The organism is Acinetobacter boissieri (assembly GCF_900096955.1).
GTDB lineage: Bacteria > Pseudomonadota > Gammaproteobacteria > Pseudomonadales > Moraxellaceae > Acinetobacter > Acinetobacter boissieri.
Map to the genome: position 1 here is coordinate 233,832 of NZ_FMYL01000001.1, position 14,002 is coordinate 247,833.

Annotated in this window: 13 protein-coding genes and 1 tRNA gene; 3 read left to right on the forward strand and 11 right to left on the reverse strand. The window is 38.5% G+C overall.

Features of this window, described 5'->3' with window-relative positions; translation table 11 throughout:
* Positions 1-281: 281 nt before the first annotated feature.
* From BLS38_RS01075 to BLS38_RS01085, 3 genes are all read right to left on the reverse strand, one after another.
* Entirely contained in the window at positions 282-1,091 is an 810-nt protein-coding gene (locus tag BLS38_RS01075; RefSeq protein WP_092746481.1) for a sulfite exporter TauE/SafE family protein, read from the reverse strand.
* Between the two features lie 216 nt (positions 1,092-1,307).
* Positions 1,308-2,714, reverse strand: coding sequence for an NAD(P)/FAD-dependent oxidoreductase (locus tag BLS38_RS01080; protein WP_092746482.1), 1,407 nt, complete (start codon positions 2,712-2,714; stop codon positions 1,308-1,310).
* A 22-nt stretch (positions 2,715-2,736) separates the two neighbouring features.
* Positions 2,737-4,056, reverse strand: a complete 1,320-nt coding sequence (locus BLS38_RS01085) for an APC family permease (protein WP_092746483.1) — start codon at positions 4,054-4,056, stop codon at positions 2,737-2,739.
* An 86-nt stretch (positions 4,057-4,142) separates the two neighbouring features.
* On the opposite strand from BLS38_RS01085, the gene BLS38_RS01090 reads away from it, so the two are divergent.
* Entirely contained in the window at positions 4,143-4,502 is a 360-nt protein-coding gene (locus BLS38_RS01090) for a COG3415 family protein (RefSeq protein WP_092746484.1), read from the forward strand.
* A gap of 562 nt (positions 4,503-5,064) precedes the next feature.
* Here the strand turns inward: BLS38_RS01090 and BLS38_RS01095 are convergent.
* Both BLS38_RS01095 and BLS38_RS01100 read right to left on the reverse strand, forming a co-directional pair.
* Positions 5,065-5,685, reverse strand: coding sequence for a DUF1294 domain-containing protein (locus tag BLS38_RS01095; protein WP_092746485.1), 621 nt, complete (start codon positions 5,683-5,685; stop codon positions 5,065-5,067).
* Positions 5,678-6,646, reverse strand: coding sequence for a homoserine kinase (locus BLS38_RS01100; protein ID WP_092746486.1), 969 nt, complete (start codon positions 6,644-6,646; stop codon positions 5,678-5,680). Before BLS38_RS01100 ends, BLS38_RS01095 begins: the two co-directional genes overlap by 8 nt.
* Before the next feature lie 104 nt (positions 6,647-6,750).
* On the opposite strand from BLS38_RS01100, the gene hisF reads away from it, so the two are divergent.
* Positions 6,751-7,509 carry an imidazole glycerol phosphate synthase subunit HisF gene (gene hisF / locus BLS38_RS01105; RefSeq protein ID WP_092746487.1) on the forward strand — a complete coding sequence of 253 codons (759 nt, stop codon included), beginning with the start codon at positions 6,751-6,753 and terminating at the stop codon, positions 7,507-7,509.
* A gap of 31 nt (positions 7,510-7,540) precedes the next feature.
* On the opposite strand, the gene BLS38_RS01110 is transcribed toward hisF, so the two are convergent.
* From BLS38_RS01110 to BLS38_RS01135, 6 genes are read right to left on the reverse strand one after another with little or no spacing between them, the layout of a single operon-like run.
* Positions 7,541-8,290, reverse strand: a complete 750-nt coding sequence (locus tag BLS38_RS01110; protein WP_092746488.1) for a CDP-diacylglycerol diphosphatase — start codon at positions 8,288-8,290, stop codon at positions 7,541-7,543.
* 4 nt (positions 8,291-8,294) lie between these two features.
* Positions 8,295-9,536, reverse strand: a complete 1,242-nt coding sequence (locus BLS38_RS01115; RefSeq protein WP_213030486.1) for a phospholipase D-like domain-containing protein — start codon at positions 9,534-9,536, stop codon at positions 8,295-8,297.
* Entirely contained in the window at positions 9,529-10,158 is a 630-nt protein-coding gene (locus BLS38_RS01120) for a MotA/TolQ/ExbB proton channel family protein (protein WP_092746489.1), read from the reverse strand. The genes BLS38_RS01115 and BLS38_RS01120 overlap by 8 nt, the downstream gene beginning before the upstream one ends.
* A 12-nt stretch (positions 10,159-10,170) precedes the next feature.
* Positions 10,171-12,393 (reverse strand): TonB-dependent receptor family protein, encoded by a 2,223-nt coding sequence (locus BLS38_RS01125; RefSeq protein ID WP_092746490.1) that lies wholly within the window; start codon positions 12,391-12,393, stop codon positions 10,171-10,173.
* 20 nt (positions 12,394-12,413) lie between these two features.
* Positions 12,414-13,226 carry a TonB family protein gene (locus BLS38_RS01130; RefSeq protein ID WP_244518104.1) on the reverse strand — a complete coding sequence of 271 codons (813 nt, stop codon included), beginning with the start codon at positions 13,224-13,226 and terminating at the stop codon, positions 12,414-12,416.
* A 1-nt stretch (position 13,227) separates the two neighbouring features.
* Complete coding sequence (locus tag BLS38_RS01135) at positions 13,228-13,632, reverse strand: ExbD/TolR family protein (RefSeq protein WP_092746491.1); 405 nt, start codon at positions 13,630-13,632, stop codon at positions 13,228-13,230.
* Positions 13,633-13,885: 253 nt separating this feature from the next.
* On the opposite strand from BLS38_RS01135, the gene BLS38_RS01140 reads away from it, so the two are divergent.
* A tRNA-Thr gene (locus BLS38_RS01140) sits at positions 13,886-13,961 on the forward strand.
* Positions 13,962-14,002 lie beyond the last annotated feature (41 nt).

Genomic DNA, 14,002 nt, shown 5'->3' on the forward strand with positions numbered 1-14,002 from the left:
AGAACGCATAAAGCTGAAATAACCATTGCTGCTTAAACAAGTGTACTGAAGTAAATTTATGGGTAAAAGCTGAGTTTTTTCAAAGGCTGTTGCAAAAATACCTGAACTAGAAAGACACATTTTTTTCAAACATGCACTTATTTTGTACAATAAAAAATGGGACATCTTTTTAAGATGTCCCATTCAACCGCTGACAAAAATTTGCCATACGCTTAAGTCTGATTCCGTCAAAGCGAATATAAATTCTGTATTGAGATCTTTAAAATTGCACTATTCATTTTTTATAAAACGTGTCTTACCGCTTGTACAATAAAATAACTCCCAATAAATAAAAGTAAAAAACTAAAGCATATTTTTAGTCGCTGAGGTGATAACTGATGTGCAACTTTAGCACCCATTTTTGCAGTTAAAAAACTCATACTGCTAATGCCAACAAAAGCATAAATATGCACATAACCAATGGTATGAGGTAATTCTACGACTTGATTTTTACCAAACCACATGAAGCCTAAAGCCCCTGCCAAAGCAATTGGAAAACCACACGCAGCCGATGTTGCTACAGCTTTTTGCATGACTATACCGCATCTATTTAAGTAAGGGACAGTCAGAGACCCTCCACCAATACCAAATATAGCAGACGCTATGCCAATCACAGCCCCTGCACCCAATTGGTTCTTTAACGATGGAAAGGTTTTTTTCTCATCTATAAGTACTTTTCTACCATTAAACATGGTGTACGCAATGGTCAGTGCAAATAACCCAACTAAAAACTGTAAAACATAACCAGACAAAATACCTGCAATACCTGCACCGAAAAAAGAACCAATACAGAGGCCAAAACTTAAGTTCTTTACCACAGGCCAAAGCACAGCATTTTTTTTATGGTGCGCTAAAATTGAACTCACGGAAGTGACTAGAATTGTGGCTAAAGATGTACCTAAAGCAAGATGCATAATCGTATCTATAGGATAGCCTTGTTGCTGAAAGACCACATATAAAATAGGTACAATAATTAAACCGCCACCGACACCAAACAGGCCTGCGCTAAAACCAGCGACACCACCAATTAAAAAATATATGACAATATCCATTTCATTCGCTCAGTTTTTGCAAAATTACGCCTATATAGCAAAAACAATACCAGAGCGAGATTGAAGAATAAGAAAGATCAGATAGGTTATCCAAATAAAGCATACGTATCGATCAATATATTGGCATATTTTTATGCTTGGCCTAATGCCAATCTTCCTTAAAAACTCACTTCCAACCAGTAACATTCATACATTTATTTCAATCATTTCAAACTATTAAAATGAAATCATTTTACCCGGTTGGAGTGCTATTTGTGCGCTATACATACATTTTGCCAATGGAATTGCAACAGGTGCGAAAATACGGCCTAAGGGAATATTTCTATGCTCAATTTGAGTTAATCGATCATAATCTTTATTTTCACTAAATACATCGTCAGCAATCGCTTTACCAATGCGTACAGTCTGTGCAACACCATGCCCACTCCAACCATGTACTGCATAAACAGGGGCTTTTGCTTCAGTTTTACGGCTATCTACTGCGCCATTTACTGTCAAATCGGTCATACCGCTCCATACAAAATCAAATGCTGTTGACTCAACTTGGGGAAATACTCGAGAAATACGCCCAAGTAAATATTCAGATGTTTTTTCTGGACTCCAACATGAGCCTGTCCCCTGCCCACCAAACAATAAACGATTTTTAGAAACGCCTCGGTAATAGTCGATCTGCAATTGTGTGTCATATACTGGATAGCTTTTTGGTAAAATCTCACCTAAATTTATGTCTAAAGGCTTAGTCACGCCAACATAAGTAAAAAATGGAATGGTTGTATTAGGCTTTTCTTCAAGAAGCTCAAAAGATGCATGATGTACCGCCATGACCACAGCTTGACGTGCTTTTATCGTCCCGTGTGCTGTTTCTACAATCGTACAGTCACTTTGCTCCGAAATAGAAGTAACTGCTGTATTTTCATAGACTGTACCGCCATTGTGTAAAAAGCCATGTACCAAACCACGATTCAGTGCCAAAGGATGTATTTGTCCACCTAAATCATCAATTAAACCACCATGATAAGTCTCTGATTTTACATAATCAAAAAGCTCATGTTTGCCTACAATTTTAGTATTAGACTCGCCTAAAAATGTACGCGCATCTGCGCCTTTCGTGAGTGACAATACGTGGCCTGGGTGTACAGCTGCTGTAATATGACCATAACTTCGTGCCAAATTCAGTTCATATTTTGCACTAATATCATCAATTAATTGCATGGCTTCAACAGAAGTAAATTGCCATAGTTGCTTTGCATCTTCATGGCTTAGATGGTGAATCATGTCTTCAGCTTCCCAACGAGCAAGGCCAGGTGTCAACTGCCCACCATTACGTCCCGATGCTGCACTCCCTACTCGATCTTTGTCGACCAACACCACATCAAGCCCTCGCTCCGCTAAATGCAAAGCGGCTGAAGCACCCAACAAACCTGCGCCAACAACAACAACATCACAAGTTAAGTCTTTTTCAAGCGCACTAAACGTGATCCATGGCGCAAGTGAGCTTTCATAATAGTTGGCAGGAATCACTTCATCTGTATACGTGTAAGAACTCCAATTCCAGTCTTGACCATTTAAACAATTTTGGCTTGGTTTAAACTCGACATCATCTAAAATTACGGGTTTACTCATCTTCACTACTCCAAAAAATTATTTACACACCACTAATATTTAATGTCTGCTTTCTCAATTTTTTATATAAAAAGAAGATCACACCCACAGCAAACCACCCGCCCCCAAACATCATGGCCTCACGGTCTAAGTTAAACCATAGACACAAAATTGCTAATACCGAAATAAGGGGTAAAACTAAGTTAAAAAATGTATTTCTTACACCTACTCTTTGGGACTCTTTAATATAAAAACGCATAAATACTGAAAAATTCACCGCAGTAAACGCAATCAATGCGCCAAAACTAATTAAACTCACCACTTGCGCAAGATCTAAAAACATTGCGGCTAAAGATACAACACCAACAAATAATGTAGAAAACAGTGGTGTACCCCATTTTTCACTTAAATGACCAAACGTTTTTTGGTTAAAAATACCATCTTTACCCATAATAAAAAGTAATCGTGATGCACTGGCATGGCTGGCTAAACCAGATGCAACGGTATTCATAATTTGCCCGACTAAAAACACAGATTGAAACAGTGCCCCCCCCACAATAAGTACAATTTCAGGCAATGCTTCATCTGGATTTTTAAATAAACGGTTACTTGGAAAATAAAGCTGAATAAACCATGAAGCTGTAAAAAATATCAAACCGCCAATGAGTGTCGTTAGAATAATTGCTTTTGGAATATTAACTTTTGGATTTTCTGTTTCATGCGCTAACGTCGTGACTGCATCAAAGCCTAAAAATGAAAAACATAAAATAGATGCCCCCGCAATTAAAGGCAGAAGCTCTGTATGTTCACTCAATAAAGGGCTGAGTGTCCACAGCGTATGATAATCGGGAGACTTTCCAACACCAGTAATCACTAAATAGACAAACACCAGCATGAGAACCACAGGTGCAAGTACAAAAACAAGACTTAAATTTGCCAGTAACTTCACTCGAAAACAGTTAATGAAAGTCACAAACCCTGCGGATAACATCACCCAAAACCAATAAGGTAAACTTGGAAATAAAGCAGATAAATAAATACCGCATAAGAGTGCATTAATTAAGGGTAATAACAAATAATCGAGGAGCGTACACCAACCAATAAAAAAGCCTGCAGATGGACCACAGCTATCTGCTGTATATGTATAAGCAGAACCTGACTTTTCCGTAACTCGACTAAAACGTGCATAACTAAATGCTGTAAGTAGCATTGCAACCATGGCAAAAAGGTATGCCAATGGTACATGACCATGCGTCGTGCCTGAAACAATACCAAAAGTATCAAATACAGTCATTGGGGTCATATATGCAATACCAACCACAACCACTTGCCACAATGACAACCCCTTAGAAGATTTATCCATTATATTCTACTTTAAGATATAAATACTTTTGATTAACTTGCATAAACTATGCCATATAATATAATTGTTTTATTTAAGGAATTAATATGGCTAAGTATAGTTTAGAAACCAGAAAAAAAGCAGTCGATAAATACAAAAAAACAGATTATAAGGTTGCTGTTTGTAAAGAGTTTAATATTTCTAGAGTCACGCTTGATGCTTGGATAAAGCTTGAAGAACACACAGGATCACTACAACATGCAAGTGGTAAAAAAAGAGGCGCACCCTCTCACATTAAAGACTTCGAAGCATTTAAAATCTTTATTAATAAACAAAAATTTAAAAATATCAGTGATTTAATTCCTTTGTTTGAGGAAGAATTTGGTTATAAAGTTTCTTATGCTGTTTTAGTGAAAGCAATACACTTGTTAGGATTACGTCGTAGAGCTGGACGTTTTTATGCTTAAAAAAACGTAAATTTATTTTATTAAAAAAGTAAAATTAATATATTAAAAATGTAATTTTATTAATTAAAAAATGTAAAATATTTTTGATAAAAAAGTAAAATATTATATTTAAAAATGTAAACTAAATTCATTAAAAATGTAAGCTATATATATTAAAAACATTCTAAAAAAAATATGTGTATTTCTTGGGAACAATAGTCAAAAATGGCTGTGCTTACAGCTTGAGTCCTTTATGACAGATAAGGTATGCCCCAATATAGGTATATTCTTGTTTTTAATATTTGGTGTATTGCTTCATTACATCACGTTATGGCTATATAATAGGGTAATTTTTAAAACGATAAAATTTATAACCAATGACGTAAAAAGAGTATATAAAATAAATCCGTAATTTAAATGCATCGAAGTTTATATACCGAAAAAATAAAGCTTAAACAGGTAAAGTATGATGTACCCAGAAGGGCATTAGCATAAAAAACCAAGTGAAAAAAATACTGGGCTCAAAGAAAAGTTTCTTATCAGAGTAAAATAGAATCAACCGAAAAGCACAGCTTAAACTTTTTTAAAGCGTCAATTTGCCTGCTGCAACCACAACAACCAAAACAATATTCAGCAATACTGTCAGCCAATAGACTTGGCGGAACGACTGCTTTTGTGTTTTATGTCTTAGCTTTTGTTGCATAAACCAAGCAATAGACCAACCACCCAAAACAGAAAAAAGGTGTAAGGTCGCTTCAGGGACACGCCATGCACCAGAAACAGCTGCTGTTTTGTCTTTTTTATATAAAAAATACGTCGCAAGGCTACAGATAATACTCAGTAAAAAATACGCGCTTGGTAATTTACCCATCGTATCTAGAGTAAATAACACCAACCAATAAATAATAATGGCAATGGTCATTTTATCGAGCTTAGATGACTGTGTTTGAGGAAATTGCTCAAATGTGGCTGATTGAGAGCGTGTCTGTTGTGCATTTAAATACACCACGCTTTTAGCGGCAAAGCGACCTTTACCATCTACAGCCACATTATATTCTAACGCACAGCCCACGATCGGACGTGGGCCACGTTTAGCGAAGTCTTTCATGTGTAAAAATACACGGGCTTTCGATGTATCTTTTGGCTGAATAAAACCATAGCCCTGATCATCGAACCATTCCACCAAACGCCCTTGATCACGCATGCGTTGGCTCAATGTTTAAACGTGCCAAACGATTGAATAACATTTCACGCATTTGGGTAGGGTCTTTTTGAAATACATCACTACCGCCACGTCCTTCTAAACGGTTTAAACGTGCTACATTTAAACGCAACAACCAAAAACGACACGCGCACATGGCTAAATATACATCTAAACATGCCAGCTCATCATCACTCATAGTTCTTACACGTTGATATGCCTGTAAGTAGGCATCTACGCGTATTTGATCTAAGCTTACTTCAGGATATTGGGTACAAAACTCATTAATCGTGATAGCAATATCAAACAATAACTCATCAAAATTAAGTTCAAAAAAATCTAAAATACCTGTGAGCGTATCGCCTTCAAACAGCGTGTTATCTCTAAATAAATCTGAATGCACCCAGCCTTTCACACGGTTTGGATACTTCGCCTGATATTGTTCAAACACACCATACACTTGGTCAAACAGTGCAGCGTCTTGTGCTGACATTTCTTCTTTTTGTAGCATCTGACCAATATTAGTCCAATACGCATGACCACGGCTATGGCTACGTGTGAGTGGGAAATCAAGTAAAGCCACATGCAGTTTTGCCTGTGCCGTTGCAATTTCTTTAACTTGTGCCACATTGGTTATTTCTGGATGTTCACCCCACACTCTTGGCGCAACTTGAGCAGGTTTTCCGACAATATAATGAATGGCTTTACCGCTATGAGCGAGCGGTGCGGCTACAGGTACACCATGTTGTGCCAACTGTTGCAGTACAGGGACTAACTCGCCTGCACTTTGCTCTGTTTCATTTTCAAAGACCGTGAGCACATACTGTTTTTGGTCTTCGCAGATAATAAAATAGTTCGTATTTTGAATGCCGCCTTGAATCGGCACGAGGTCAACCACGTTTAAACCGTATGCACGGGTAAATTGTTGAACTTCTTCTAATTGCAAAGGCGTATAAACAGACATAGAAAACCTGCGTGAAACAAAAATAGTTTGATAGAATACCTGAAGTTTAACAAGTTATAGCCGATCTCGGAAACTTTATTTATAGGCCAGTGCAGGATACCCATATGCTCGCAAAACGAATTATCCCCTGTTTAGATGTCGACAATGGCCGTGTGGTCAAAGGCGTACAATTTTTAGATATTCGAGATGCAGGCGACCCTGTAGAAGTGGCACGGCGTTATAACGAACAAGGTGCAGATGAAATCACTTTCTTAGATATTACTGCAACCCATCATGGTAGAGATACCACTTACCGTACTGTAGAGCGTATGGCTGAGTCAGTTTTTGTACCACTGACAGTGGGTGGTGGTGTGCGTAAAGTTGAAGATATTCGCCTATTGTTAAATGCAGGCGCAGATAAAGTTAGTATTAACTCAGCTGCCATTACCAACCCTGAATTTGTTCAAGAAGCCTCTTCTCGTTTTGGTGCCCAATGTATTGTGGCGGCCATTGATGCAAAAAAAGTAGCCGAAGGAAAATGGGAAATTTTCACTCATGGTGGGCGTAAAGCCACTGGCATAGACGCCATTGAGTGGGCAGTTAAAATGGCCAACTATGGCGCAGGTGAGCTACTCGTGACCAGTATGGACGCAGACGGTACCAAAGCAGGTTATGACATTGCACTCATGCGTGCCATTAATGACCGTGTTTCTGTACCCACCATTGCTTCAGGCGGCGTAGGTAATTTACAACACCTTGCCGATGGTATTTTACATGGTGGTGCAGATGCTGTGCTTGCAGCCAGTATTTTTCACTTTGGACAACATACCATTCCCGAAGCAAAAAAATACCTTGCTGAGCAAGGCATAGAAATGCGTTTATAACCGCATAAATATCTCAGATACGTTTTGTCTCTTATTGTGTAACCTGACAAAACGTATCTTGTATTTCTTCAATACTGCCTAAATTTTTCTCTGTTAAATCAAGTTTAGTAGCAAGTAGTATCATGTCTGTGTCTGTTATAGACACCATGGCTAAGCCATATTCTGCCATATTTCCTGCATTACTTTGCTGTAAATAGCCAGACAACATCTGAAATGGGCTTGTTGTGTTTAACTCAGCTAAAGTAATTTTTTTCGCTAAATAAGTATGCCCTAAAATTTTATTAGATAAGGCTTGCCAGTGTGGTGTAATGCTTGGTCGTTCACGTTCAAGCTGTGCATAGACTGCTTTACTTAAACAAGATGAATGGATATGTAACTGGTCTTGGGTACGCCCATACGCGGAATTCACTGAAAAAGATAAGTAACGCGATTCAATGGCTTTTTTATTTTGTATATCTAAAATACGCCGTTGTACCCATGCCTCATTAAAATAATTTTTAGCAGTCGGCTGTAAAAGTTGCGGGTCTTCAATACCTGTAATTTTAGCAGTTGGAATAATCAACGTTTGCACAGGCCCATTTCGATCTCTTAACACCACATAGCCTGCTTGTCTATTCACCACCAAACACGCATGCGTTTCATCTCGAGGTGTTTCACAACGATTAGTCACAATATCCCACAGCACTTGTCGCTTTGGTAATGCCTCAGGAATAACAAAACAGCCTGTCAGTAGCGTACTCAAAGTAAAAATCGTCAACATATTACGGCTTAGGTCACGCATCGCTTTACTCTTTGGCAGGGTTCACTGGCTTATAGGGCATATTTACATCTACCGCATGTGCATAATCGCTTTGCCATAAATCGTCATACAAGCGATCTAAATTTTGGGTAATTTCAGGTTTATTATTTAACACAACCTCTATATTACGAGACTGGTCAAAATACCCACCACTCCAATTCGATGTACCCACCCATGCTGTTTTATGATCTATGGTCATATACTTGCTATGAATCACCCGAGCATAGGGAATAAAGCCATCTTTGCTTTTAGGAATCGTCACAATTTTAATATTAATGTTAGGTACAAGCGCAAGGCTTTTAATCCAGAGAATATCTGGATACCGAATATTCCAGTCTGCAATCATTAAATTAATTTTGACACCACGTGCAGCTGCCGCACGTAAACTCGTATCAATCAAACCATAAAACACACGCTTACCCTTACCTTCGGCATAACTCAGTGGTGAATACTGCATGACCTGAATATTAATATTGGACTGAGCACTAGCAATCAGTTTAGGGAAATTATCTACTGCTGTATAAATATTGCTAGGTGTTACTTCAGGTGGGCTTGCCAGTAAATAATCATTTTGTGTGACATCTGCAGGCATTTGATGTTGCGTAATTTTCTCAATCGCTTGTTGATTTTCTAGATGAGTTTGATTATTCCAATCCGCTTGGAAAATCTGTTTCATCTGCTCAACTATGTGTGAATCTTGTATTTTGAGCCCTGTTTCATGAATGTGTTTTAAAGCTCTCCAGTCAAAATTTTGACTGCCTACAAAAGCCACTCGACCATCTACAATAAAATATTTGGCGTGAATGATGCCATTCCCTATTTTAGAAAAATCCATCACCTTCCATTCAAGATTTGGAATACGCTGAATATATTGAATGGTGTCTGGATTAGATAAGCCCAGCCCTTTTTCGTCAAGTAAAAAACGAATCTTCACGCCTCTTTGCCCTGCTCTTTTTAAAGATTGAAGCACGGTATCAAGCGCTGTATCGGGCAAGCTATACACATAAAACTGTGCGATCTCTATATCCGATGTTGCACCATCAAACAGCTGTTGCCAAGTGCTTTGTGCATCTGGCAATTCAAGGTGTTTTAAAGTGGTTTCTGTTGGAATATTAACGACCAGCTCAAAGTCACGTGTAGTTTGAGCATGAACCATATGAGAGAAACCAAAAGACATCAAAAAAACACCCAAACAAGCGACTTGTTTGGGCAGTTTAACATTAAGCATAACGGTTTTCTTCAGTGGCTTGTGCTTTCCAAGTCGAACCCTTGACTACTTTGCTCTTGCCTGTGTTAATGAGTAAGACTTTAGATAACTCATTAATACGCTCTATACGGCTACCTAAAAAGTTATTGGCAACCAACGCAATTAGCGCAATGGCAATTCCCAACCCTGTCGCATATAACGCCGTACCCATACCACCTGACACTTTACTCGCATCAGACACACCAGATGCTGCCAAAGCTTGAAATGTATCTACAATACCTAAAATAGTACCAAGTAAGCCTAATAGTGGTGCTGCAGCAACAATGGTTTCTAGTACCCAAATGCCTTTATTTAAAGCCGCTTTACTTTCAATGTACTGCTGCTCAATGGCATCGTTACGCTCATTTTCAGTCAGACCGCCCACTAATAATGGCTCAACCAATAAATATGCAGGGTTTTTGTCTTTTTTCTCAATCTGCTTTTCATCAAGCGCATGCTGTTTTTTCAGTTGTTCATTCAGCTTTTTGGTTTGCTTTTGTGTCCATGTTAAATAAATCACACGTTCAATAAAAATCACACACAGCACCGCTAGGCAGGCATACATCATGTAAAAAATAATACTATGAACTAATTCAGCATTCATATTCAGTGAACCTTATAGTTTTGCAGATAGAGAAATAACAAACGTACGCTCTTCACCAATGTTATACAGTGGTGCTGAACCTGTTGCTGTGCCTGTTGTTTTTGAGTTGATTTGAACTGTTTTTGCAGATGCTAAATACTCTTTATCAAAGATATTATTTACACCAAAGCTAAGCGTCACATCTTTAACAAAATTACCTTTAACGGGTACATGTACACCAGCTGCGAAGTCAAATGTTGTACGACCTGAGATTTTTTCATCATTGGTTAAGTCGCCATAAAATGGCCCTGTGTAGTTACCGCTAAAGTTCCAAGACCATGTACGGTTGTCATAGCCTATACCTGCGGTAAAGACATTTTTAGATGTATTTGGCGTTTGTTTACCCACGGTTGGTAAAGAAACACCTTTCTTCACAGCCATACCTTTTTGCTGAGAATCAGTGTAACTATATGACGTGTAATAGTTCATGTTATACGGTAAGTTACCGCTCCACTCGAGCTCTACACCACGGCTATCCACTTTACCTGCATTGATCATTAAGTCGTCACCACTCCCATTTTGGCTCGAGATTTGACGATTTTTATAATGCATATTAAACGCTGTTGCACTTAGCAACATGTCTTGTGTTTGGTAACGCCAACCGAGCTCTTGGTTTAAGCTTAACTCTGGTTTTAAACTGATTGAATCATCTGCGTTATACAGCACATAGCTTTGTGGTGCACGCATGTTTTTAGAGAGGTTATAGAAGAACTGGTGTTGATCATTAAGTTGATATTTGGCACTAAAGTTCGGCAATAGCTCATTATATTTAGCCTGCTTTGTATATGCTGTTGTAGATAGACTGCCGAAGTTATTTCCTTTACGTTCAACATTTTCCCACGCCAAACCACCCAACAATGTCACTTTAGGTGAAACATACCAAGCATCTTGCAACCATACACGTTGTGCAGGTGTAATCGTCAACTGATTACGCCCTTGTACCACTTGACCTTTAGCATCTATAAACTGGTTTGACTCTGCCCAAACATCACGAGGTATACCATTGTCTGTATAGATAAAAGGTTGTGTTTGACGTTGACGTGCACGCTCATACCAATAACCTGCAGATAAACTATGCTGGTCATTCAAGTCCCATTTGGCTTTAACCGTGACTCCCGGACGCCATGTTGTAGTCATTGATGGACGGTAGAATTTTTGAGTATTAATAACATTTTTTAAATCATACAAATTTGACTTGCTCGATGTATTTAAAGTTTTTGATTCAGTAGCTCCACCGCCATTACCCCAATAGTAATATGGCTGAATGGTTGCTTTAAAACTGTCGCTTAAAATCAAATCTTGCGTAAATGATACATTCAAGTTTTCAAATGGGTTACGTGCATATTGATAATATTTAGAGTTCGTTGGATTTGATGAATAATCTGCTTTATGTCCTGTTGTGCCATCTGGATTTGGACTCGCATCAAAGTCACTTTTTTTCACTGAATTGTATTGATAGTTTTCTTGTTTATTATATTTCACAATCAAGCTACTGGTGTTGCCATTGTCTGCTTTATAAAAAGCATTGGCTTCAACTCTATTACTTTCTAAATCACCTTGACCTTTCCATTTATCGGCAGTTGTATGTGAGGCAGATAACCATGCGCTAAAGTTACCTATTTGGCCTGTTTCAATACGAGCAAAGGTTTTTTTCAGGTCATTACTACCAAATTTTTGCTCTACAAATAAACCTGCATTTTTATCTGGACGCTTGGTGCTTAAACCAATATTACCACCACTCGAACCAATATGTGGGCCGTCTACTTCTGCCGAACCTTGGGTCACAAACACTTGACTAATATTTTCCGAATCACCTAAAAGGTTCGGATATACCGCATAGTTTCCAGAGTCATTTAAAGGAATACCATCGGCAGATAAACCAATTTGATCTGCACCCATGCCACGCATGGTGTAATTCAAGCCACTAATGCCCGATGAGTCGGTACTACTCATTTGTAAACCGGGGACTTTGGCAATTTTATCTAAGGCATTACCTGCGCTCGGATTACTATTTAAAGCATCACTGGTCACTACCGAACGGGCTTTTGGTGTGTCTTCTTGTACCATCATGCCACCGCCCAAAGCTTGGCCTTTCACAGAAACCACACCCACATCTACACTTTGAGCCTGTGCAGTTGCAGATAAGAGTATAGACAGTACCGAAACTGACAATAATTTTTTCTCAAACGTTTTCATTTCTTTCCCCTGTAGTTAAACTACGGCGCTGTATAATTTAATGTCGCAATAAATCGTTTTTGGCTTTCACCTGAAAACGCATCTTCAGGAAATGGCTCAACCTGTTTAATGGCCTGTAAACTTGAAAGTGCAGCACGGTTAAGCAACATACTTTTAGATTTTGAAGCAATACCTGAGTCCAAGACTTTGCCACTACGGTCAATCTGCAACCATACCTCCACATTACCCTCTGGTCGCTCAAGCGATGCTTCTCGCCCTGTTGGATAACGCTTCTGTTGCTCAACGGCAGATTTGACTTTATTTAAATAGCTTGCTTCCGCTGAATGATTTCCTGTGGTAGCAGGTGGTGCAGGCTTTGGTTTTTCTGCAACAACAGGCTCAGCTTTGGCTTTGGGCGCCTCTTGCACTTTTTCTGCCACAGGCGCAGGTTTTTCTACTGGCTTTTCAAGCACTTTTTCAGTGACTTTTGCTTCAACGGCTGGCGTTTTTTGTACTTTTTGCTCAACCTTTTCTACAGGTTTAACCTTGGGTTCAATTTTTGGCTGTATTGGTTTTTGCTTAATTGGTTCAACCACTTTGGGTTTTGGTTTCTCTTCAACAATGGCATCTTCTGGTGGAGCTTCTGGCTCAGGCATTGCCTGTACTACAGGTGTTGGTGGTGTAACAACAGGCTCTGGTGGCGCAGCTAAAGTAATTTCAATGGGCTTTTCATCATATTTAGGTTCAATTTTTAACACATCTGGTTGTGCTAAAAAGAGTAAATATGCCCCAATACACACCGCAGGACACCAACTTAAAGCCTTCCGATGCTGATAAACAACATACATACTCATACTAGACTTTCCGTGTAGCCAAAGACACCGAGGTAAAGCCATCTGCTCGTAAACGATCCATTACACTCACCAACTGCTCTACTGCAACCCCTTTGTCGCTATTAATAATTACAGCAATACTTTTACCAGATTGTTGTTGCGCTTTAAGTGACTGAACGAGTTGATCTATGCTGGTATTTTGACCGTCAAGCTGAATTTGATTTGCTAATAACGTCACAATCGCTTTCGTTTGTGGTTTTAATGCTTGTGAAGTGGTTGCAGAAGGAAGTTGTGTTTTAAGCCCTTGCGATGGAATCACATTTAAACTAATGAGTACAAAAAAAACCAACAAGAACATCATGACATCAATCATGGGAATGAGTTCGATGTGTGGCTTTGCTTTTTTTGTTTCACTCCAACTGCGCATTATTGTCACCATTACCTATTGAATGCCAAATAGCATATGGGTCAAATATGACAAAGTATTGATAATTTTATGACAGTTTCATTAAATAAAAATGTTTTAAAATCAAAAATTTAAATAAAAAAATACCAATATATATATCGAATCATAAAAATATGACCGATATTTATATTGGCAAAGGTAAAACTTAAATATACTAAGTGGTTATTTTTTGGCTTGACCTTTTTCAAAAACTGTATAAAATTGCCACCACGTTGCCGACATAGCTCAGTTGGTAGAGCAACTGACTTGTAATCAGTAGGTCCTCAGTTCGAATCCGAGTGTCGGCACCAACGTATTTTATAGACCATCAATCATTATTGATGGTCTTTTT

Coding starts and splice junctions, on each gene's coding strand:
- BLS38_RS01125 (WP_092746490.1), bottom strand. CDS start 12,393: ATGAAAACGTTTGAGAAAAAATTATTGTCAGTTTCGGTACTGTCTATA.
- BLS38_RS01100 (WP_092746486.1), bottom strand. CDS start 6,646: ATGTCTGTTTATACGCCTTTGCAATTAGAAGAAGTTCAACAATTTACC.
- BLS38_RS01130 (WP_244518104.1), bottom strand. CDS start 13,226: ATGAGTATGTATGTTGTTTATCAGCATCGGAAGGCTTTAAGTTGGTGT.
- BLS38_RS01115 (WP_213030486.1), bottom strand. CDS start 9,536: ATGCTTAATGTTAAACTGCCCAAACAAGTCGCTTGTTTGGGTGTTTTT.
- BLS38_RS01110 (WP_092746488.1), bottom strand. CDS start 8,290: ATGCGTGACCTAAGCCGTAATATGTTGACGATTTTTACTTTGAGTACG.
- BLS38_RS01090 (WP_092746484.1), top strand. CDS start 4,143: ATGGCTAAGTATAGTTTAGAAACCAGAAAAAAAGCAGTCGATAAATAC.
- BLS38_RS01080 (WP_092746482.1), bottom strand. CDS start 2,714: ATGAGTAAACCCGTAATTTTAGATGATGTCGAGTTTAAACCAAGCCAA.
- BLS38_RS01085 (WP_092746483.1), bottom strand. CDS start 4,056: ATGGATAAATCTTCTAAGGGGTTGTCATTGTGGCAAGTGGTTGTGGTT.
- BLS38_RS01120 (WP_092746489.1), bottom strand. CDS start 10,158: ATGAATGCTGAATTAGTTCATAGTATTATTTTTTACATGATGTATGCC.
- BLS38_RS01075 (WP_092746481.1), bottom strand. CDS start 1,091: ATGGATATTGTCATATATTTTTTAATTGGTGGTGTCGCTGGTTTTAGC.
- hisF (WP_092746487.1), top strand. CDS start 6,751: ATGCTCGCAAAACGAATTATCCCCTGTTTAGATGTCGACAATGGCCGT.
- BLS38_RS01135 (WP_092746491.1), bottom strand. CDS start 13,632: ATGCGCAGTTGGAGTGAAACAAAAAAAGCAAAGCCACACATCGAACTC.
- BLS38_RS01095 (WP_092746485.1), bottom strand. CDS start 5,685: ATGCGTGATCAAGGGCGTTTGGTGGAATGGTTCGATGATCAGGGCTAT.